The following is a 21,479-nucleotide window of genomic DNA, read 5'->3' on the forward strand; positions in this document are numbered from 1 at the left end:
GGCCGTTCCCCCCTCCTCCCCATCTTTTAAGTATTCCTCTGCACCCGGGTTTTGGGGGTTTCTCTCACTCCCCCACCTCCCACCCCACCGCCATGTCCGCATACGTTCGTCCCGCTGCGAGCCGCCGGGTCAACGGCGGCTCCCCACACGGGAGATCGGGAGTGCGGTCGTGCGCATAGGACTGCTTACGGAGGGTGGCTATCCGTATGTGAGCGGTGAGGCCAGGCTCTGGTGCGACCGGCTCGTGCGCGGGCTCGGACAGCACGAGTTCGACATCTACGCGCTGAGCCGCAGTGAGCAGCAGGAGGACGAGGGCTGGATCCAGCTCCCCTCCCAGGTGAGCCGGGTGCGCACCGCCCCGCTCTGGACGGCGAACGAGGACGGCGTCGCCTACGGGCGACGGGCCCGGCGTCGATTCGCCGAGTGCTACGGGGAGTTGGCGGCGGCCATGTGCGCGCCCGACGCGCTCGGCGCCGCCGCGCCCGATGCGGTGTCCGGTCCGGCATCCGGCGCGGCATCCGGCGCGGTGTCCGACATGGCGTCCGATGCGGCGTCCGGGGGCTTCGCCGGAGCCGAGGGGCGCGCCGAGAGGTATGCCGAAGGGCGGGGTGAAGGCCGGGGCGAGGGTCGGGTCGAGGGCCGGGGTGAGGGTGCCTCGGCCGGTGCGGCGGACCGTTTCGGCAGCGCGCTGTACGGGCTCGCCGAACTGGCCCGGGACGAGGGCGGCATGGTCGGCGCCCTGCGCTCCGAGGCGGCGGTGCGCGCCCTCGAACGCGCCTGCCGCGCGCCCGGCGCACTGCGCGCCGCGCGCACCGCCTGCGTGCCGGATCTGCTCACCGTCGCCGCCCATGTGGAACGCGCGCTGCGCCCCCTCTCCCTCGACTGGTACGGCGACGACGGGCTCGGCTCGGTCGACCTGTGTCATGCCACGTCCGGCGGCGCCGCGGCCCTGCCGGGCCTGCTCGCCCGCCACTTCTCGGGCGTACCACTGCTGGTCACGGAGTACGGAGTACAGCTGCGGGCGCACTACCTGGGCCCGCACGAGGACCTTCGGGGGAACGCCGCGTCGGCACCGGCGCGCGCCCTGCTCGCCGCGTTCCACGGCCGGCTCGCCGCGGAGGCCTACCGGCAGGCCGCGGTCATCACGCCCGGCAACACGCACGCCCGCCGCTGGCAGGAGCGCTGCGGCGCCGACCGGACCAGGATCCGTACCGTCTACCCCGGCATGGAGGCGTCCCGCTTCTCGGAGGTGGGTGAGAGCGCCGAACACGCCGACCCGTACACCCTCGTGTGGGTCGGGCGCATCGAGCCCGCCAAGGACCTGGTCTCGCTGCTGAACGCCTTCGCGGAGATCCGCAAGGAGGAGCCGAAGGCACGGCTCCGGATCGTCGGCGCGCCCGCCGAAGGGTCGGAGGGCGCGACCTATCTGGCGCACTGCAAGGCGCTGGCCGCGCAGCTCTTCCCCGACAGGGCCGACCGTGTGCAAGCCGTCGGCGACAAACCGGTCTCCTTCGAGGAGATCGGCGGACCGGACGTACCCACCCTCCCCGAGGCCTACGCGGCGGGCGCCCTCGTCGTCCTGTCCAGCGTCGTCGAGGGCTTCCCCATCAGCCTCGTCGAAGCGATGTTCTCCGGCCGCGCCACAGTGTCCACGGACGTCGGCGCGGTCGTCGAGGTCATCGGCGGTACGGGCCTCGTCGTCCCGCCGCGCAATCCACGGGCGCTCGCCGAGGCCTGCGTCACCCTGCTGCGCGCCCCGGAGCGCCGGTCGCGCCTCGGCGCCGCGGCCCGCGCCCGGGCCCTCGAACTGTTCACCGTCGAGCAGAACATCACGGCATTTCACGGCATTTACCTCGATATCGTCTCGCATTGCCCGGTCCGGCGGGACGTGGTCGACGCGTCGGGCGAACCCCTTCCGTTCGCCATACCCGTCGAGGCACAGGTGCCGGGCCGGTGGCCGGAACCGGGGACACGGCCGGCGGCCGGGAGACCGAGCCCGGGCTGGGCGGCAGCACCGCCGGTACGGGGTGTCCCGCTGGGTCTCGCTCCGGGCGAGCCCGTGCCCGCGGGGGAGGGGTCGTGGTGAGGGCGCGACGGATCGGAGCGGCGGACCGGACCACCGGCGGCGCCACCGAGGACACGAAGGCCGGGCTGTCGGGAGACCCCGGGGACGTGCGGGGCATGAACGCCGAGGTGGGCGAGATCAAGGTGGTGGACATCCAGCCCGGCGAGATCCGCGTGGTCGACGTCCAGCTGGGCGAGTCGAGAATCGCGGACGCCCGCCCGGGCGAACCGGGATCGACGGCCCCACGGCCCAGTTGGGCGAAGGACCCGGCCACCGGGCCCGACGGGACGCGTGTCGCGCGGGCACGGCAGGAGCCTCAGCGGGCATCGCAGCGGGGAACCCGTCCGGGGCCCCATCCCGAGTCTCAGCAGGGATCGCAGCAGGGATCCTCGACGGCGACGTACGCCCGGCTGGCGTGGGACGCCGTGACGGTCGGGGCGGAAGCCTCCCCTCCGGCTGCGGACCGACAGGCTTCCGACGAGCCGGTTTCCGACCAACTGCTTTCCGACCAGCCGGTTCCCGACCAGCAGGTCTCCGAGCGGTCGGCTGCCGGCCAGCAGGCCTTCGACCGGACGATGTCCGACCGGCGGATTTCCGACCGGCAGGCTCCCGGTCCGGTGGATGCGGTCGCCGCCCTCGGTCCGGTTCACGACCAGGTCGGCGACCAGGTCGGCGAACAACTCGGCGAGCCGGTCGTCGCCGACCGCACGCCCGCCGCCCCCGCCGCCCCCGTCGGCGCCGACCCGGTGAAGGCCCTGATGCACCGCCACCGGCAGTTGTGCGAGCGCGCGGTGGACCCGCTGGAGATCGCGGCGGCCCTGGAGGCGCACGGTGTGACCGACCGGACCGCCACCCACTTCCGGCACCGGGACGTCTTCTCCCTCGCGGAGGAGATGTACGCGCGAGTACCCCGCGCCGGCGACACGGCACCCCGGCCCGAGACACCCGACACGCCCAAGGCGCACGCCGACTGGGCCGTGCTCACCCTGCTGCCGGGCGCCCTGTGCGCGGCGGTCGTGACCGGCCTGCGGTACACCGAGGGCCGGCCGCGCCTCGCGGTGACCGTCGTCGGCGTACTCGCCGTGGCCCTCGCCGTACGCGCCGCCCGCAGCCGCGGCCCCCTGCACGCCACGCGGCCGTGGTCCCCGACACCGTCCACCCGCGCGTGGACCTACTGGCTCGTCGCCTACGCCCTCCTCGGCGACGGCCTGCTCGCCGCCGCCGTCGAGGGCGGCCCCGACGGACCGCCCACCGGCAGCCCCGACAGCTCCTGGCCGATCGCCCTCGCGTCCGTCATGGCCCTGAGCGCGGCCTGCGCGCCGGCGGCCTGGTGCGCCCACCTCTTCACCGTGCGCGCCCGCCGCCGCCTCGCCACCAGCCGCGCCCTGGAGGACTTCGCATCCTCCGTGAAACCCCTGCTCCTGGGCGTGTTCGCACTGTTCCTCTGCGTCCTCGGCGGCCTGCTCGCCCTGAGCGGAGCAGTACTGGACGAGCAGGCCGCGTACGCCGGGGCCGGCGCCCTCGGCGCACTCCTCCTGCTCGCCCGGCTTCTCACCGTGCACGGATTCAGGCACGCCCCCGCCGTCATGCTCGCGGCCGCGGGCGTGGCCGAGGCGCTGGCCCTCCTGAGCGTCTTCGCAAGCCGCCTCCCCGGCTGCGCGGCGCTGGCCGTGCCGGTCGAGACGGTGGCCGACGCCTGGGGAGTGGGCGCGATCCCGGCTCTCGGGTGCGGGGCCGCGGCGCTCGTCCTCCTGCTCCACGCGACCAGGACCCTCACCCGGGCCTCCGCCCACGCGGTTCACGGAGACATGCCGTGACCCGCCACCGACTCTCGGCTCCAGGGGATTCGTGATGGATCTCCACGCCGAGCACCCCCCTTCCCGCGGGGCCGACACCGCGGGCCTTCCGTACGACCCGAGGCACCACCCTGAAGGAGAACGCCAGATGATCACCCTCCGCATCGGAGAGTCCGCCCCGGGAGCCGCCCGATGAGGGTGCTGCTGATCGGAGCCAACGGATACCTGGGTCGCTTCGTCGCCGACCGTCTCCTCGCCGACCCGGCCGTGCAGCTCACCGCGCTCGGCCGGGGCGACGACGCGGACGTGCGCTTCGACCTCGCCAGCGGCAGCCCTGGAGCGCTCACCCGCTTCCTGGACGCGGTGCACCCCGGGGTCGTCGTCAACTGCGCCGGTGCCACCCGCGGCGGCGCCCGCGAACTCACCCGGCACAACACCGTCGCCGTCGCCACCGTCTGTGAGGCACTGCGCCGCAGTGGGTGCGGGGCCCGCCTCGTACAGATCGGTTGCGGCGCGGAGTACGGACCCAGCCAGCCCGGATCCTCCACGGCCGAGGACGCCGTGCCCCGCCCCGGCGGCCCCTACGGCGTGAGCAAGCTCGCCGCCACCGAACTGGTCCTCGGCTCCGGCCTGGACGCCGTCGTCCTGCGGGTGTTCTCGCCGTGCGGACCCGGCACCCCGGCCGGCTCCCCGCTCGGACGGCTCGCCGAAGCCATGCGCCGCGCCATGCAGGCCGGCGACGGCGACCTCAAACTCGCCGGCCTCGGTGTCCAGCGCGACTTCATCGACGTACGCGACGTCGCCCGTGCCGTCCATGCCGCCTCCCTCTCCGCCGCGCAGGGCGTCATCAACATCGGATCCGGTCGTGCCGTACGCCTGCGTGACGCCGCCTCCGTCCTCGCGCGCGTCGCCGGCTACGGCGGAGCCCTCCACGAACTCGACGGAGTTCCCGGCCCCGCCCGGCCGTCCATCGGCCACCCCCGCTCCGAAACAGAGCACACGGCCCCCGCCGCGTACCCCTACCCGGACGGCTGCGGCAGCTGGCAGCAGGCCGACGTGCGCACCGCACGCGACCGGCTCGGCTGGCGGCCCCGGATCAACCTCGAGGAATCCCTCGCCGACATCTGGATGGAGGCCGCATGCCGTATCTGACCACCACACCTACGGGCACCGCGAGCACGGACCTGAGGATCGGCTTCGGCGTCCCCGGCTATGCGCACCCCCTGGTCGCCCCGGTCGAATGGGGCGGCCTCACCCGCCCCGGCACCCCCCTGCACTGGGTCGTCCTGAACGTCTCCGACGGCCCCGGCGCCCGCCCCGACCCCCACTGCCTGGAGGCCGCCGGACGCCTGCGCAACGCGGGTGTCCGCGTACTCGGCCACCTGGACGTGACCTACGGCGCCCGCGCCTTCGGCGAACTCGTCTCCGAGGCACACCGCTATCTCGACTGGTACCAGATCGACGGCTTCCTCCTGGACCGCTGTCCCACGGAGCGGACAGCGCTCCCGGAGGTCCGGCGCACCACCGACACCCTGCGGGCGCTCCTCGGCGACGGCCACATCGTCCTCGGCCACGGCACCCACCCGTATCCCGGCTACGCCGAGACCGCAGACCAGTTGGTGACCTTCTCCGGCCCCTGGAGCGACTACCGCTGGTCGCAGGTGGCGGAGTGGACCGCGGAGTACCCGCCGGAGCGCTTCTGCCACTTCGTCCACGGCATGCCCCGCGGCCATCTCGACGAGGCTCTGCGCATCGCCCGCTGGCAGGGTGCCTCGACGATCTACTTCACCGACCGCACGGACCGCGGAGGTTCGGCCGGCCCCTGGGAGAGTCTGCCCGGCTACTGGGACGAACTCGTCTCGCGGATCGGAACGGGTGTCTCGGAATGAAGAAGGGCGTGGCAGTGTTACGGGGAGAACAACTGTAGTGATTGACCGACCAACGGAGTCCCCGTGTCGCTGCCACCCCTGGTCGAGCCAGCTGCTGAGCTCACCGTAGACGAGGTCCGCAGGTACTCCCGCCACCTGATCATCCCCGACGTGGGCATGGACGGGCAGAAGCGGCTGAAGAACGCCAAGGTGCTCTGTGTGGGCGCCGGCGGCCTGGGCTCGCCGGCGCTGATGTACCTCGCCGCCGCGGGCGTGGGCACCCTCGGCATCGTGGAGTTCGACGAGGTCGACGAGTCGAACCTGCAGCGCCAGATCATCCACAGCCAGGCGGACATCGGCCGCTCCAAGGCGGCGTCGGCCCGCGACAGCGTGCTCGGCATCAACCCCTATGTGAACGTGGTCCTTCACGAAGAGCGGCTCGAAGCCGAGAACGTGATGGACATCTTCAGCCGGTACGACCTGATCGTCGACGGCACGGACAACTTCGCGACCCGCTACCTGGTCAACGACGCGTGCGTGCTGCTCAACAAGCCGTACGTCTGGGGCTCGATCTACCGCTTCGACGGCCAGGCCTCCGTCTTCTGGTCCGAGCACGGGCCCTGCTACCGCTGCCTCTACCCGGAGCCCCCGCCCCCCGGCATGGTCCCCTCCTGCGCCGAGGGCGGCGTCCTCGGTGTGCTGTGCGCGTCCATCGGCTCCATCCAGGTCAACGAGGCCATCAAGCTCCTCGCGGGCATCGGCGAGCCGCTTCTCGGCCGCCTGATGATCTACGACGCCCTGGAGATGCAGTACCGCCAGGTCAAGGTCCGCAAGGACCCGAACTGCGCGGTCTGCGGCGAGAACCCGACCGTCACCGAGCTCATCGACTACGAGGCCTTCTGCGGTGTCGTCTCCGAAGAGGCCCAGGAGGCGGCCGCCGGCTCGACGATCACTCCCAAGCAGCTCAAGGAATGGATCGACGACGGCGAGAACATCGAGATCATCGACGTCCGCGAGATCAACGAGTACGAGATCGTCTCGATCCCCGGCGCCAAGCTGATCCCGAAGAACGAGTTCCTCATGGGCACCGCCCTGGCGACCCTGCCCCAGGACAAGAAGATCGTCCTGCACTGCAAGACCGGTGTCCGCAGCGCGGAGGTCCTCGCGGTCCTCAAGTCGGCCGGATTCTCCGACGCCGTGCACGTGGGCGGCGGCGTGATCGGCTGGGTCAACCAGATCGAGCCGGAGAAGCCGATCTACTAGCGACACCCCGTAGGGACAGACCCTGCAAGGACAGACCCCGTAGGGACTGATCCTGTAGGGACTGATCCTGCAGGGAGAGGGGCTCGGCACCGTGTGTGCCGGGCCCCTTCCCGTCGTCCGGGCAGGGGTGGCCGGGTCCGCTAGGAGCAGACCTTGCCGTCGTCCGGTACCGATCCGTCGAGCAGGTAGTCGTCCACCGTGCTGTCGACGCAGTCGCTCCCGCTCCCGTACGCCCCGTGTCCCTCGCCCTTCCAGGTGAGCTGCACACCGACGCCTTTGCCGAGCTCGTCGGCCATCTTGCGTGCGCCCTCGTACGGTGTCGCCGGGTCGCCGGTGTTGCCGACCACCAGGACCGGGTCCGCGCCGGGCGCGCTCACCTCCGGCGTCTCGTACTGCCCGGCCACCGGCCAGTCGTGGCACCACCCGGCCGTGTCCCAGCCCATCGAGTCCCCGAACACGGGCGAGATCTTCCGGAACGCGGGGAGCCGCTTCTTCGCCTCCTCGGGCGTCGGCCGCTCCTTGTCGTCCAAGCACGATATGACCCGTTGGGAATGCGTGGTCGTGCCGTAGCGGCCCGAGGCGTCACGGTCGTTGTAGCCGTCGGCCTGCGCGAGCAGTTCCGTGCCGTCGCCGTCCTCGGCCGCTTCGAGCGCGCTGGTGAGGGCCGGCCAGGACGACTTGCTGTAGAGCGGGTAGATGATGCCGGTGAGGGCGAGCTGCTGGGTCAGATCGCGGCCGCTCGTGGTCGCCAGCGGCTTCGAGTCGATCCGCTTGAGCAGGTCCGCGATCTCCTGGGAGCCCTGCTCGGGGTCCCGGCCCGTGGATTCGAGGTAGTCCTCAAGAGCGCGCTGGAAACCCCTGGCCTGGTTCTCCGCGTGGCCCACCGTGCCGGCGCTCGGGTCGACGACCGCGTCCAGGACCAGCCGCCCCGCGTTCTTGGGGAACAAGTGGGCGTACACACCGCCCAGTTCGGTGCCGTACGAGATGCCGAAGTAGTGCATCTTCCGGTCGCCGAGGACATGCCGCATCAGGTCCATGTCCCGGGCCGTGTCGGTCGTCGAGACATGTCCCATGAGCTTGCCCGCGGATTTCTGGCAGCCTTTGCCGAAGTCCGCGGCGTCCTTGAGGAACGCGATCTCCTCGGCGGAGGTGTCCGGGGTGGTGTCGACCGCCTCGGCCGCCTGGACCTCCTTGTCGCTGCGACAGCGCACGCCTTCGCTGGCGGCGACCCCGCGCGGGTCCCAGCTGACCAGGTCGTACCGCTCGTGGAGCTTCGCGAACGTCGGCCCGAACGGCGGCAGATAGTCGACGCCCGAGCCGCCGGGGCCGCCGAAGTTGAACAGCAGCGAGCCGATGCGGTCGCCCGAGGATCCGCTCGACTCGCTGCGGATCAGGGCCAGTCCGATGGTCTCGCCCGCCGGCTTCGCCCAGTCCAGCGGCACCTTGAGCGTCGTACACCGCCACTCCCCGCCCGGCGCGGGACCGGTCTCGGTGGCCTTGCACCTGCCCCAGTCGAGCTTCTGCGAGGTGAGTGAGGCGGGCAGCCCCCGCATGGCGCCCGCGGAGGATGCCGCGCCCGGCGACCTGCCCGCGTCGTCGTTCTTGTCGTTCTCCCCGTCGCCCCCGGACGAGCCGCTGCAGCCGGCCACCAGCAACGCGGCGGCGGCCAGTGCCGTCCACCGTGCGATACGCGCCATGAACTTCCCCCCTTGCATCGTCGTCCGCCGGATGTCGCGGATGACAGTCAGGCCATAGTAGGCAGATCGCCGCGAGCACAGCGGAGCCCTGTGGATAACTCTCTGACCTGCTGCTTTGTGAGGTTGTTCAGGAGCAGACCGTTCCGGTCGAGGGGACCCTTCCGTTCAGCAGATAGCCGTTCACCGCGCCGCGCACGCACTTGTTCCCGCTGTCGTACGACCCGTGCCCCTGACCTTTGTACGTCAGCTCGACACCGACCCCCTTGCCCAGTGAATCCACCATCTTCCGCGCGCCCTCGTACGGGGTCGCCGGGTCGCCGGTGTTCCCGACCACGAGGATCGGAGCCGCTCCGGGCGCGTTCACATCGGGGTGGTCGGCGTCGCCCGCCACCGCCCAGTCGGTGCAGCCGACCATGCCCCACGCCAGATAGTCGCCGAAGACCGAAGAGGCCCTGCGGAACTCAGGGAGCTTCGCCGTCACGTCGGCGGCGGTGTAACGCGGTTTGTCGTCCGCGCAGTTGATGGAGACGTTGGCGGCACTGATGTTGCTGTACTCGCCGTCCTGGTTGCGCCCGTTCATCGAGTCGGACAGCAGCATCAGGACCTTCCCGTCACCGTCGTACGCCTGCTGGAGCCCTTCGGTGAGGTACTCCCAGAACTCCTTGGAGTACAGGGACTGCGCGATGCCGCTCGTGGCGGCGGTCTGGGTGAGCCGGCGCGGGAAGATGCCCGGGATCGGCTTGCCGTCGAGGTCCTTGAGCAGGGTGGCGATCCGGTCCTTGACGTCCTGCGCGCTGTCGCCGAGCGGGCACTCCTCGGCCTTGGAGGCGCAGTCCTCGGCGAAGTTGTCCAGCGCCAACTGGAAGCCCTTGGCCTGCCCGAGGGAGCCCTGCTCGGAGTTCTGCGTCGGGTCCACGACCGCGTCGAAGACGGCCCGCCCGACCTTCTCGGGGAACAGATGCGCGTACACACCGCCCAGTTCGGTGCCGTACGAGATACCGAAGTAGTGCAGCTTGTCGTCGCCGAGGACCTGGCGCATCAGGTCCATGTCGCGGGCCGCGTCGGTGGTGCGCACGTGGGGGAGGAGCTTCCCGGAGTTCTTCTCGCAGGCCTTGTTGAAGTTCTTCGTGCTGTTCAACAGCGTCCGCTGCTCGGCTTCGTCGTCCGGGGTGGCGTCCTGCTGGAAGTACTCGTCGAGCTGTTCGCTGTCCTCGCACTTCACGCCGGCGCTGCGGCCGACACCGCGCGGGTCGAAACTGACCAGGTCGTAACGGGTACGCAGCGCGTCGTAGTCCTTGCCGAACGCGGGGAGCGTGGTGACGCCCGAGCCGCCGGGACCGCCGAAGTTGAAGAGCAGCGAACCGATGCGCCGGTCCTCGGCACCGCTCGCCTGCGCGCGGATCAGCGCGAGACCGATCGTGTCCCCCTTGGGCTTGTCCCAGTCCAGGGGCGCCTTCAGAGTCGCGCACTTCCAGCCGTCGCCGTCCGGCAGGGGCGACGGAGCGTCCCCGCCACCCTCGGACTCGGACGGTTCTGGGCAGTCCTTCCAACTGAGCTTCTGCGCCGACAGGTCCTCGTCCGCGGAGCCGCCGTCGGCGCCGCATCCGGCGAGGGCCGCCAGCAGCAGGAAGGCGGTGGCGGTCAGAACGGCGGCGCGCGGCGGGGAAGGATTCGGCATAAACCCATCCTGGGGTCGCACAGGACGAGCCGCTCGGGGCGCGGGCCGTGCGGGTGAGAATTCCCCGCCCTTTCCCGGGACCTGCCGTGACGACAGAGCCTAGAGCGCGCCCTTGCGCGTCAGGTGGTTGAAGAACAGCCATCCCGGCAGCACGGGCAGCCACAGCGTGAGAAGGCGGTACAGGAGCACGGCGGGCGCAGCGACCTCCTTGGGGAGCCCGACGGCGATCAGACCGACCGTCAGGGTGGCCTCGACGGCGCCCACGCCGCCCGGGGTGGGCGCCGCGGAGCCGAGCGCGTTCCCGGCGAGGAAGACGACGGCCACGCTGGCGATGCTGATCGCGGGCATGTCCTCGCTGCCGAACGCCCGGATCGACGCGTCGAGGCACATCACGAAGCAGGCCGTCAGCAGAAGCATGCCGCCGATGCCGGTGATCAGCTTCTGCGGACGCTGGAGCACGTCCAGCATGCGCGGGATGACACCCGCGAAAAGCGACCGCACGCGCGTGACCACGAATTTCCGCAGGAACGGCACCGAGGTCACGACGAGGACGAGGACCGCGACGGTCAGCAGACCTGCGATGACCGTCCGGGACGGCGACAAGGAGGGCGTCTTCTCGGTACCGGTCAGATAGCCGAACGACAGCAGCATCAGGATGTGGCAGCCGAGCCCGAACAGCTGCGACGCGCCGACGCTCGCCACCGCCAGCCCCGGCCGTACCCCCGCACGCTGCAGGAACCGCGTGTTGAGCGCGACACCGCCCACCGCCGCGGGCGCCACGATCTTCACGAAGGACCCGGCGACCTGCGCCGCCACGGCCCGCATGAACGGCACCCGCTCGGGCACGAAGCCCAGCAGGCTCATGGCCGCGGCGAAGTAGCTCAGCAACGAGAAGAGCGCCGCCGCGGCGACCCAGCCCCACTGGGCGCTCTCGAAGAGCGTGCCGAACTCGATGTGCGTGAGCTGCGTCAGCAGGAAGTACGCGCCGAACGCGCCCGCGATGAAACTGATCAGGGTGCGCGGCCGGATGCGCTCAAGACGGGCCGGCTCGACCGGTGCCTGCGGCCTGATCAGCAGCACCTGGTGCCGGATCTGGGTGAGCAGGTCCTCCTCGCGGGCCTCGTCCAGCGCCTCGTCGATCGCCCGCTTCTCGGCCCGCTGCTCGGCCCGTACGGTTTTCTTGTCGGGCTTCTCCAGGACGGGCCTGGTCTCCTCGGGCGTGGCCTCGTGCTCCGCGGCGCGGGCCAGTTTGGCCTGCCGGGAGGCCTCCAGGACCGCCTCGCGTTCGCGCTCCGAACGCTCCCGGGCCAGTTTGCGCAGCGTCGCGCGGTGGGAGCGGGTGAGCGCGATGGGCTGCAGCATGGGCAGGCAGTCGGCGACCGCGTCCGGGCCGAGCACACCGACGGCCGAGGCCACCGCGCGCTCCGCGCCGACGCGCAGGCCCAGCGTGGTCACCAGCTGGGCGACGTCCATGCGCAGCATCAGCTCACCGGCCGCGATCTCACCGTTGCGCAGGTCCGTGAGGATCACCGTGCCGGAACGATCCACCAGAATGGCGTCACCGGCCAGCCTGCGGTGGGCGATGCGCCGCGACTGAAGTGCCTGCACCTGGTGCCAGGTCTCGCGCAGCAGGTCGTCGGTGATCTCCTCGTCCGGCAGCGTGTCGAGGGTGCGCCCGCCGATGTGTTCGTAGACCAGCATCACGGCGTCCGGACCCAGCTCGGAGGTCGCGATCAGTTTCGGCGCGTTGGCCCCGGCCGCGATGGCCGCGTACGCGAGGAGCGCCTCCTGTTCCAGGGCCTGGCGCAGCGACTGGAGGCTGCGGCGCGTGGTGATGCCGCGCAGGGTCAGCCGGCGCCACACGCGGTAGAAGAACCCCTGCGCCTGCTGTTCCCGGTCCACCACCGTCACATCCAGTGGGGCACCGTCCTGGAGCGTCACGAAGTACCGGCGGCCGCGGTCGCCGTCCGCGGCCTCCGGGGTCTCGTCGCGCGCCGCGCTCACCGGGTGGAAGCCGACGTGCCGCAGCCCGGCCATCAGGGTCCGGCCGGTGGGCCGTACGTTCGGTGAGCCGACCGCGTACAGCGTTCCGTAGGCCACGGTCCAGCCGATCAGCACCGTGAGGATGATCGAGAAGGGGGTCGTGTAGCCGGTGACCAGCATGGAGAAGGCGTCGAGCATCAGCACGACCCACAGGACCGCACGCCAGCGCGGCCGTCGCGACATGCCGACGGCCGTCATGTAGGCGATGACCGGCGCGAGGTAACCGTGCACCGGATCGGTCAGGGCGTGGATGTCTCCGGGGGAGGGCTGGGTGAGCGCCTTCTGGATCGAGTCCGGGGCGCCTTTGGCGACCCACAGATCAGTGGCGAGCGTCACACCGTGGGCGAGGACCGCGGCCAGCACACCGTCGGCGATCCGCAGCCCGTCCCGCTTGATCAGCCGCTCGATGGCGAAGGCGACCGGCACCAGGAGGATCGCGATGCTCGACGCGAGCCCGGCGATCTTGATCAGCAGGTCGGGCGCCTCGTCGGTGCCCTTGTTGATGTCCTGCGCCAGCCCCGACGTGGTGCCGTGCGCGAACGCGGCGATCGACAGCAGCACGGTGATCGCGAGAACGCCCACGAGCAGGCGCATCAGGTCGGAGGGACGGTGCACGCGCGCGGGGAGCAGCGGTTCGTCGCCCTCGACCGCTTCGGCCGGGGCGTCGTCGCAGGCCACGCCGTCGGTCTCCGCGGCTTCGCTCTCCTTGCGCATGTCCTTCTTCTGGGACGTGTCCGGACTCCCGGACGTCACGCCTGTCCCGGACGCGACGTCCGGCACTGGCGTCACAGGCGCCTCTGTCTTCTCCGGAAGGCTTTCGTCCGAATCGTCGCCGGAATCCGGGCGCGACGAAACCTCAGAGGTGCCCTCCGCGTCTTCGGGGTGCACACCCTGCTGTTTCATCGTCTCTTCTTGGTCTCGTATCACCAGTAACCGCCCGCACGATGGTGGCATGCCCCGCTGACACAGGGGGGCATCAGGGTGCAATGCGGGGGCGCACAGTCTGCCCGAAGCGCTGTGCCGGAGCGAGGGATACACACAGTCGCCGCCGCGTCACGTTGTCGGAGGGGTGGTGCAGGATGGACCGGATGAGCGAGCAGAGCCTCCCGGCGGACGCCTTGCCGGAGTACGCGGAGCGGGTCCTCGACGTCGCCGAGCAGATCCCGCCCGGGCGCGTCATGACGTACGGAGATGTCGCGGAATGGCTGGAGGAGGGCGGTCCGCGACAGGTCGGACGCGTGATGGCCCTCTACGGAGGAGCCGTTCCGTGGTGGCGGGTCGTCCGCGCGGACGGGACCTTGCTCCCCGGCCACGAACTGGACGCGCAGGAGCACTACCGGGCCGAAGGCACGCCCCTCAAGGGTGCGAGCAGGGCCTCCGAAGGCCACCTTCCGCGCATCGACATGAAACAGGCCAGATGGGACGGCGGTGATCGCGCGGAGGGTCACACCCGACAGCTTCCGGCATCGAACCGCCAGGAGGGCGACGGGTGACCCGTTCGAGGGAATGCGGGCACGCCCGGGACATGCCGTACGTTCGTGATGCGGGAGACACCGGTGCCGGGAGGGAACACGGGGAAGCGCCGCTTCCACGGCATCCACCGGCGTAGCGTCGACGGCACGCGTCCCGTTCATCCCGCGGCCACCGCCCGCCTCGCGCCGCCGATCTTCCACCCGTCGCCCGAGCACGATCCCTCACCGACGGCGTCCCGCGCCGACAGTGACAATCCCCAGCACACCCACCAGGACCGGCGAACCACGTGAGCTCCTCTTTCTCCACCAGGCGCCTGTCGTACCCCCAGGGTCGACAGGGGACCCGTGGCGCTTACCGGCTGGTGCGTACCCCGCCGGTACGGGTGGCTCCCCCTCTGCTGGACGCAGCCCAGCGTGCGGCGGTTGACCACGAGCGGGGCCCGCTGCTCGTCCTCGCAGGTCCGGGCACCGGCAAGACGACCACGCTCGTCGAGTCCGTGGCGGCCCGGATCGCCCGCGGCGCGGACCCCGAGCGCATCCTGGTGCTGACGTTCAGCCGCAAGGCCGCCGTGGAACTGCGCGACCGCATGGCGCTGCGCATAGGAGCGGCCCGCGCGCCCCGGGCGACGACCTTCCACTCCTTCTGCTACGCCCTGGTGAGGGCCCACCAGGACACCGATCTGTTCGTGGAACCGATGCGGCTGCTCTCCGGCCCCGAACAGGACGTGGCGGTACGGGAACTGCTCGCGGGCCAGCCCGGCCTGGAGCGGCTCGGTCTCGCCCATGTGCGCTGGCCGGACGAACTGCGCGCGTGCCTGACGACGCGCGGCTTCGCCGACGAGGTCCGCGCGGTCCTCGCCCGCAGCCGTGAACTGGGCCTCGGCCCCGACGCCCTGCAGACCTTCGCCCGGCGCATCGGCCGCCCCGACTGGCTGGCCGCCTCCGCCTTCCTCGCCGAGTACCTCGACGTGCTCGACATGCAGGGAGTGCTCGACTACGCGGAACTGGTGCACCGTGCGGTGCTGCTCGCCCGGCGCCCCGGCGTGGCCGAACGGCTCGCCGAGCAGTACGACGCCGTCTTCGTGGACGAGTACCAGGACACCGATCCGGCACAGCTGCGGCTCCTGGACGCGCTCGCGGGCGGTGGCCGCACACTGGTGGCGTTCGGCGACCCCGACCAGTCGATCTACGCGTTCCGGGGCGCCGACGTGAACGGCATCCTGGAGTTCCCGGACGTCTTCCCGCGCGCGGACGGCACACCGGCCCCGGTCGAGGTCCTGAGGACGTCCCGCAGGTCGGGCGCGGGCCTGCTGGCGGCCACCCGGCTGCTGACCCAGCGCATGCCCCTGACCCGCCTCCCGGCGGAGAAGGTACGCGCCCACAGGGAACTCGCCCCCGTACGGGACGGCGGTCAGGTGGAGGTCTACACGTACCCGACCCCCGGTACGGAGCTGGACAACATCGCGGACATCCTGCGCCGTGCCCACCTGGAGGACGGCGTTCCGTGGAAGGACATGGCCGTCCTGGTACGTGCCGGCTCCCGCACCATCCCGACGATCCGCCGCACGCTCACCGCGGCCGGCGTCCCCCTCGACATCGACGGCGACGACCTGCCGCTGCGCCGCGAACCGGCGGTGACGCCCTTGCTGACGGCCCTCAAGGCGGTGGCCGCGGCGGAACTGGGGGAGCCGCCCGCCCGCGAGAGCCCTTCAGCCGAGCCCCCTTCCTCCGAGACCTCTTCCCCTGAGATCACTCCCTCCGGAGACGCGACTTCAGAGGCGACTTCGGAAGGGCCCCTCTCCGAAGAGCCCACCTCGGGCGAGGCGGCGTCGGATGGACCCGCCTCAGAGAAGCAGTCCGGCCCAGTGGAGCGGGCCACCTCGGAGGAGCGAGTCGTCCAGGAGCAGCCCCTCCAGGAGCAGCCCCTCCGGGAGGAGCCGTCCGTCCAGGAGGAGCAGGCCGTCCCGGAGAAGCCGTGGCTCGACGTCGAGACCGCGCTCACCCTCCTCGCGTCCCCGCTGGCCGGCATGGACGCCGCGGACCTGCGCCGTCTGGGCCGTGCCCTGCGCGAGGAGGAGCGCGCCGCGGGCAACCACGTGCCGCCGCCCTCCGACGAGCTGCTGACACGGGCCCTGGCCGAGCCCGAGCGGCTGGTCGCCCACGACCCCTCGTACGCGCGCGGCGCCCAGCGCCTGGGCGCCCTCCTGCGCAAGGCAAGGGAACGCCTGGCAGGCGGCGGCACGGCCGAGGAGGCGCTCTGGGAGCTGTGGGACGGTACGCCCTGGCCGCAGCGCCTGGAGCGGGCCGCCCGGCGCGGCGGCGCGGCCGGCCGCAACGCGGACCGCGACCTCGACGCCGTGTGCGCGCTGTTCGCGACCGCGGCCCGTGCCGAGGAACGCACCGGCGGCCGAGGCGCCCTCAACTTCCTGGAGGAGGTCGACGCCCAGGACATCGCCGCCGACACGCTCACCCGAAGGGCCGTGCGCCCCGACGCCGTACGTCTGATGACCGCGCACCGCTCCAAGGGCCTGGAATGGCGCCTGGTCGTCGTCGCGGGCGTCCAGGAGGGACTGTGGCCCGACCTGCGCCGTCGCGGTTCCCTCCTGGAGGCGGACCGCATCGGACGGGACGGTCTCGCGGAGCCGCTCACCCCCGGAGCGCTCCTCTCCGAAGAACGCCGCCTGTTCTACGTGGCCGCCACACGCGCGCGTGAACGGCTCGTCGTCACCGCAGTGAAGGCCCCCGCGGACGACGGCGATCAGCCGTCCCGCTTCCTCACCGAACTCGGCACGGAGCCCAAGGACATAACGGGCCGCCCCCGCCGCCCCCTGTCCGTCGCCGCGCTCGTCGCGGAACTGAGGTCCACCACGGTCGACCCCCGCGTCTCGGCCACCCTCAGGGAGGCGGCGGCCCGCCGCCTGGGCAGACTCGCCGCGCTCGGCGACGAGGACGGCCGCCCCCTGGTGCCGTCCGCGCACCCCTACCGCTGGTGGGGCATGTACGAACCCACCGAGAGCAAGGTGCCGCTGCGCGACCGCGACCATCCCGTCGTGCTCTCCGGCAGCGCCCTCGACCAGCTCGCCAACACCTGCGCCCTGCAGTGGTTCCTGGGCCGCGAGGTGAAGGCGGACGCCCCCGCGACCGCCGCCCAGGGCTTCGGCAACGTGGTGCACGTCCTGGCGGACGAGGTCGCCTCCGGCCGCACTCCCGCCGACCTCGCCGTCCTCATGGAGCGGCTCGACTCCGTGTGGGAGGCGCTCGCCTTCGACGCGCCCTGGAAGTCGGCCCAGGAGAAGGAGCACGCGCGCGTGGCGCTCGAACGCTTCCTGAAGTGGCATGTCATGGACCGCGCCGAACGCACTCCGGTGGCCAGCGAGCACGACTTCGACGTCACCCTCGAAGCGGGCTCCTACGAAGTCCGCATCCGCGGCTCCATGGACCGCGTCGAGCGGGACGCCGAGGGCCGCGCCTATGTGGTCGACTTCAAGACCGGCAAGCAGGCACCGAGCGCCGCTGACGTGGCCCATCACCCGCAGCTCGCCGTCTACCAGCTCGCCGTCAGCGAGGGCGCCGTGGACGAGGCCTTCGACGGCGAACGCCCCGAGCCCGGCGGCGCCGAGCTCGTCCAGTTGCGCCAGGGCGCCCCCAAGAAGGACGGGGGCGAGACCCTGCCCAAGGTGCAGGCCCAGGAGCCGCTGGAGGGGGAGTGGGTCGGCGACCTCCTCGCCACCGCCGCGGGCAAGGTCCTCGACGAACGGTTCACGCCGACGACCGGCCAGCACTGCACGCACTGCGCGTTCCGGGCCTCGTGCAGCGCCCGCCCGGAAGGACGTCACGTCGTCGAGTGACGGGACATGGTGACCCCGGGCAGCCGTCCGCGGGGTGTCCGCCGCATCTGCTGCGATCCGCGCCGAAGTGTCCGCGGCAATCCGCTCCAAAGGGTGTCTGCCGTGTACGAAGCGCCGCGAAGTGACATACAGCACCACGTGTGCTGACCTGCGCATCCTTCGGCCCCGCCGTCGAATCGGCACCGACTGTCAGTGGGCGCGACTAGCCTCTCTGACGTGCCAGCCCGTATCTCCGATCCCGAGCAGCTCAAGGAGCTCCTCGGCATCCCGTTCACCCCGGAACAGACGGCCTGCATCGTCGCCCCGCCCGCCCCGCAGGTGATCGTGGCCGGAGCCGGGTCCGGCAAGACTACGGTGATGGCCGCGCGCGTGGTGTGGCTGGTCGGCACCGGACAGGTCGCCCCCGAGCAGGTCCTGGGCCTGACGTTCACCAACAAGGCGGCCGGCGAACTCGCCGAGCGCGTACGGAAGGCCCTGATCAAGGCCGGAGTCACCGACCCGGACGTGATCGACCCGGACAACCCGCCGGGCGAACCGGTGATCTCCACCTACCACGCCTTCGCCGGCCGCCTCCTGACCGATCACGGGCTGCGCATCGGACTCGAACCCACCGCGCGCCTCCTCGCCGACGCCACGCGCTACCAGCTGGCCGCCCGGGTCCTGCGCGAGGCACCGGGCCCCTACCCCGCGCTCACTCGCTCCTTCCCCGACCTGGTCGGCGACCTCCTCACCCTCGACTCCGAGCTGGCTGAACACCTCGTACAGCCCGAGGAGCTGCGCGCGTACGACGCACGGCTGCTGCACGAGCTGGAGGGCGCCAAGCTCAGCAATGCCGACCTGCGCAAGGTCCCGGAGACCGCCGCCGCCCGACGTGAACTGACCGAGCTGGTGAGCCGCTACAGGAAGGCCAAGCGCGAGCGCGACCTCCTCGACTTCGGCGACCAGATCGCCCTCTCGGCGACCCTCGCCCGCACCCGCTCCGAGGTCGGCGGCATCCTGCGCGACGAGTTCCGGGTCGTCCTCCTGGACGAGTACCAGGACACGTCCGTGGCCCAGCGCATCCTCCTGGCCGGTCTGTTCGGCGCCGGCACGGGCCACCCGGTGACCGCCGTCGGCGACCCCTGCCAGGCCATCTACGGCTGGCGCGGCGCCTCCGTGGCCAACCTCGACGACTTCCCCGAACACTTCGCGCACGCCGACGGGCGCCCGGCGACCCGCCAGTCGCTCAGCGAGAACCGCCGCAGCGGAGGCCGCCTCCTCGACCTCGCCAACGGCCTCGCGGAGCCCCTGCGCGCCATGCACGCGGGCGTGGAGGCCCTCCGCCCCGCCCCCGGCGCCGAGCGCGACGGCATGGTCCGCTGCGCCCTGCTGCGTACCCACGCCGAGGAGATGGACTGGCTCGCCGACTCCATCGCCCATCTCGTACGCACCGGCAAGGCCCCCGGTGAGATCGCCGTCCTGTGCCGCACCGCGACCGACTTCGCCCAGATCCAGGGCGCGCTCGTCGCCCGCGACATCCCGGTGGAGGTCGTCGGACTCTCCGGGCTGCTGCACCTGCCCGAGGTCGCCGACCTGGTCGCCGTCTGCGAGGTCCTCCAGGACCCCGGGGCCAACGCCTCACTGGTCCGTCTGCTCACCGGACCGCGCTGGCGCATCGGCCCCCGCGACCTCGCCCTCCTGGGCCGCCGCGCCCGGCTGCTCGTGTCCCACGCACGCGTGGGCGCCGACGACGACCCCGACCTGCGGCTCGCCGCAGCCGTCGAAGGCGTCGACCCGGCCGAGGTGATCTCCCTCGCGGACGCCCTCGACACCTTCCTGGAGACACCCCTCGGCGATGACGGGGACGACGACGGGCTGCCGTTCTCGGCCGACGCCCGCGTACGGTTCGCGCGCCTCGCCACCGAACTGCGCGATCTGCGCCGCTCGCTCGCCGACCCGCTCATGGACGTCCTGCACCGGGTGCTGGCCACCACGGGCCTGGAGGTGGAGCTCTCCGCGTCCCCGCACGCGCTGGCCGCCCGCCGCCGCGAGACCCTGTCCAACTTCCTGGACGTCGCCGCCTCCTTCGCCGCGAACGAGGGCGAGGCCAGCCTGCTCGCCTTCCTCGGCTTCCTTCGGACCGCGGCCCAATATGAGAAGGGCCTGGACAACGCCCTGCCGGGCGGCGAGAACACCGTCAAGGTGCTCACCGCGCACAAGTCCAAGGGCCTGGAATGGGACGTCGTCGTGGTCCCGGGACTCGTCACCGGCACGTTCCCCAGCGGCCAGGGCCGCGAGAAATGGACCGCCCAGGGCAAGGTCCTCCCGCACCAACTGCGCGGCGACGCCGACACCCTGCCCGACATCGACGCCTGGGACTCCCGCAGCATGAAGGCCTTCCACGAGGCCATGAAGGAGCACCAGCACACCGAGGAACTCCGCCTCGGCTACGTCACCTTCACCCGCCCCCGCTCCCTGCTGCTCGGCTCCGGCCACTGGTGGGGCCCCTCCCAGAAGAAGCCCCGCGGCCCCTCCGACTTCCTGCACGCCCTGTACGAGCACTGCGCGGCCGGGCACGGCGAGATCGAGGCCTGGGAGGACGAACCCGAGGAGGACGAGGAGAACCCCGCGCTGCTGGCGGCCGGTGGCGACCACGCCTGGCCGCTCCCGCTCGACGACCTGGCGATGGCCCGCCGCCGCGAGGCCGCACGGACGGTGCTGGCCTACCTGGAGTCCGGCCACTCCCACGAGACGGCCCACCCCTCCGCTCACGACGACCCGGGCCCGTACGACGACCCGGACTGGCCACCGCCGGAGGAGGACGAGCCTCCTTACGAAGAGGCCGATTTCAAGGACGAGGCCCCGGACGACTGGGACGCGTGGACCCCGGAGCGCCCGGTGACCCCCGACCGCCCGACAGTCCCGCACCCCAGCCCCGCCCCGGACGCCCGCGCGCACCCTCCCGAGACCTCGCGCCTCACCCTGGAGGAAGCCCGCACCATCGCCTCCTGGGACCGCGACCTCGACGCCCTCACCGGGGAGCTCCTGCGCGCCCGCGAGAGCGTCACGGACGTCCCCCTGCCGGCCTCCCTGACCGCGTCCCAGCTGCTGCGGCTGGCCGCCGACCCGGAAGGGTTCGCCCAGGAACTGGCGCGCCCCATGCCGCGCCCGCCCCAGCCCGCCGCCCGCCGCGGCACCCGCTTCCACGCCTGGGTCGAGGCCCGCTTCGAAGAGCTGCGCCTCCCGATGCTGGAGCCGGAGGACCTGCCCGGCAGTGAGGCCGAGATCGCCGACGAACGCGACCTGGAAGCCCTCAAGGACGCCTTCGACCGCACCCCCTACGCCCACCGCACGCCCTACCGGGTCGAGACCCCCTTCCAGCTCGCCATCGCCGGCCGCGTCGTACGGGGCCGGATCGACGCGGTCTACAAGGAAGAGGTTTACGAAAAAGGGGCTCACAGGGAAGGGGCCGACGAGCACGGAGCCGGGCGGGCGACGACGACGTACGAGATCGTCGACTGGAAGACCAGCCGCACCCGCACCGCCGACCCGCTCCAGCTCGCCGTCTACCGGCTCGCCTGGGCCGAGCAGCGCGGCGTCCCGCTGGAATCCGTACGGGCCGCCTTCCTGTACGTGCGCAGCGGCGAGGTCGTACGCCCCAAGAGCCTGCCGGACCGGGCCGCGCTGGAACGCCTCCTCCTGGAAGAACCACCCGAAGGGGTTCCCGACGAACCGCCGGACCAGCACGCGCGCGTGGACGGATAGGCTCG

The 21,479-nt window shown here is 71.9% G+C and carries 12 protein-coding genes; 9 read left to right on the forward strand and 3 right to left on the reverse strand.

Features of this window, described 5'->3' with window-relative positions:
• Positions 1-169: 169 nt before the first annotated feature.
• The 5 genes from ACFVH5_RS16805 to moeZ all read left to right on the forward strand — a co-directional run bounded on the left by ACFVH5_RS16805 (position 170) and on the right by moeZ (position 6,992).
• The gene (locus tag ACFVH5_RS16805) at positions 170-2,086 is read left to right on the forward strand and encodes a DUF3492 domain-containing protein (RefSeq protein WP_385834441.1); all 1,917 of its coding nucleotides are present in this window, start codon (positions 170-172) and stop codon (positions 2,084-2,086) included.
• The gene (locus ACFVH5_RS16810; protein ID WP_385834442.1) at positions 2,080-3,882 is read left to right on the forward strand and encodes a hypothetical protein; all 1,803 of its coding nucleotides are present in this window, start codon (positions 2,080-2,082) and stop codon (positions 3,880-3,882) included. The genes ACFVH5_RS16805 and ACFVH5_RS16810 overlap by 7 nt, the downstream gene beginning before the upstream one ends.
• Positions 3,883-4,053: 171 nt before the next feature.
• Positions 4,054-5,013, forward strand: coding sequence for an NAD(P)-dependent oxidoreductase (locus tag ACFVH5_RS16815; protein ID WP_267027144.1), 960 nt, complete (start codon positions 4,054-4,056; stop codon positions 5,011-5,013).
• Positions 5,001-5,750, forward strand: coding sequence for a spherulation-specific family 4 protein (locus ACFVH5_RS16820; RefSeq protein ID WP_385834443.1), 750 nt, complete (start codon positions 5,001-5,003; stop codon positions 5,748-5,750). The genes ACFVH5_RS16815 and ACFVH5_RS16820 overlap by 13 nt, the downstream gene beginning before the upstream one ends.
• Before the next feature lie 63 nt (positions 5,751-5,813).
• Complete coding sequence (gene moeZ, locus ACFVH5_RS16825) at positions 5,814-6,992, forward strand: adenylyltransferase/sulfurtransferase MoeZ (RefSeq protein ID WP_385834444.1); 1,179 nt, start codon at positions 5,814-5,816, stop codon at positions 6,990-6,992.
• A gap of 140 nt (positions 6,993-7,132) precedes the next feature.
• Here the strand turns inward: moeZ and ACFVH5_RS16830 are convergent, their stop codons facing one another.
• The 3 genes from ACFVH5_RS16830 to ACFVH5_RS16840 form a co-directional block, all read right to left on the reverse strand.
• Positions 7,133-8,689: an alpha/beta hydrolase gene (locus tag ACFVH5_RS16830; protein WP_385834445.1), complete on the reverse strand. Its 1,557-nt coding sequence runs from the start codon at positions 8,687-8,689 to the stop codon at positions 7,133-7,135.
• A gap of 127 nt (positions 8,690-8,816) precedes the next feature.
• Positions 8,817-10,367 (reverse strand): alpha/beta hydrolase, encoded by a 1,551-nt coding sequence (locus tag ACFVH5_RS16835; RefSeq protein WP_385834447.1) that lies wholly within the window; start codon positions 10,365-10,367, stop codon positions 8,817-8,819.
• Between the two features lie 99 nt (positions 10,368-10,466).
• A complete protein-coding gene (locus tag ACFVH5_RS16840) occupies positions 10,467-13,313 on the reverse strand; it encodes a lysylphosphatidylglycerol synthase domain-containing protein (RefSeq protein WP_385834448.1) in 2,847 nt (948 codons plus the stop codon).
• Positions 13,314-13,498: 185 nt separating this feature from the next.
• On the opposite strand from ACFVH5_RS16840, the gene ACFVH5_RS16845 reads away from it, so the two are divergent.
• The 4 genes from ACFVH5_RS16845 (at position 13,499) to ACFVH5_RS16860 (ending at position 21,474) form a co-directional block, all read left to right on the forward strand.
• Positions 13,499-13,903, forward strand: a complete 405-nt coding sequence (locus ACFVH5_RS16845) for an MGMT family protein (protein WP_385834449.1) — start codon at positions 13,499-13,501, stop codon at positions 13,901-13,903.
• A 48-nt stretch (positions 13,904-13,951) separates the two neighbouring features.
• Positions 13,952-14,173, forward strand: coding sequence for a hypothetical protein (locus ACFVH5_RS16850; protein WP_385834450.1), 222 nt, complete (start codon positions 13,952-13,954; stop codon positions 14,171-14,173).
• Positions 14,170-17,730 carry a UvrD-helicase domain-containing protein gene (locus tag ACFVH5_RS16855; RefSeq protein ID WP_385834451.1) on the forward strand — a complete coding sequence of 1,187 codons (3,561 nt, stop codon included), beginning with the start codon at positions 14,170-14,172 and terminating at the stop codon, positions 17,728-17,730. Before ACFVH5_RS16850 ends, ACFVH5_RS16855 begins: the two co-directional genes overlap by 4 nt.
• A 216-nt stretch (positions 17,731-17,946) precedes the next feature.
• Positions 17,947-21,474: a UvrD-helicase domain-containing protein gene (locus ACFVH5_RS16860; protein WP_385834452.1), complete on the forward strand. Its 3,528-nt coding sequence runs from the start codon at positions 17,947-17,949 to the stop codon at positions 21,472-21,474.
• Positions 21,475-21,479: the final 5 nt, after the last annotated feature.

It is taken from the genome of Streptomyces sp. NPDC127119 (assembly GCF_042677425.1).
GTDB lineage: Bacteria > Actinomycetota > Actinomycetes > Streptomycetales > Streptomycetaceae > Streptomyces.

What these genes read in the sequence shown, in the direction of transcription:
- ACFVH5_RS16830 (WP_385834445.1), bottom strand. Translation starts at nt 8,689, where the DNA reads ATGGCGCGTATCGCACGGTGGACGGCACTGGCCGCCGCCGCGTTGCTG.
- ACFVH5_RS16845 (WP_385834449.1), top strand. Translation starts at nt 13,499, where the DNA reads ATGAGCGAGCAGAGCCTCCCGGCGGACGCCTTGCCGGAGTACGCGGAG.
- ACFVH5_RS16815 (WP_267027144.1), top strand. Translation starts at nt 4,054, where the DNA reads ATGAGGGTGCTGCTGATCGGAGCCAACGGATACCTGGGTCGCTTCGTC.
- ACFVH5_RS16835 (WP_385834447.1), bottom strand. Translation starts at nt 10,367, where the DNA reads ATGCCGAATCCTTCCCCGCCGCGCGCCGCCGTTCTGACCGCCACCGCC.
- ACFVH5_RS16820 (WP_385834443.1), top strand. Translation starts at nt 5,001, where the DNA reads ATGCCGTATCTGACCACCACACCTACGGGCACCGCGAGCACGGACCTG.
- ACFVH5_RS16840 (WP_385834448.1), bottom strand. Translation starts at nt 13,313, where the DNA reads ATGAAACAGCAGGGTGTGCACCCCGAAGACGCGGAGGGCACCTCTGAG.
- ACFVH5_RS16850 (WP_385834450.1), top strand. Translation starts at nt 13,952, where the DNA reads ATGCGGGAGACACCGGTGCCGGGAGGGAACACGGGGAAGCGCCGCTTC.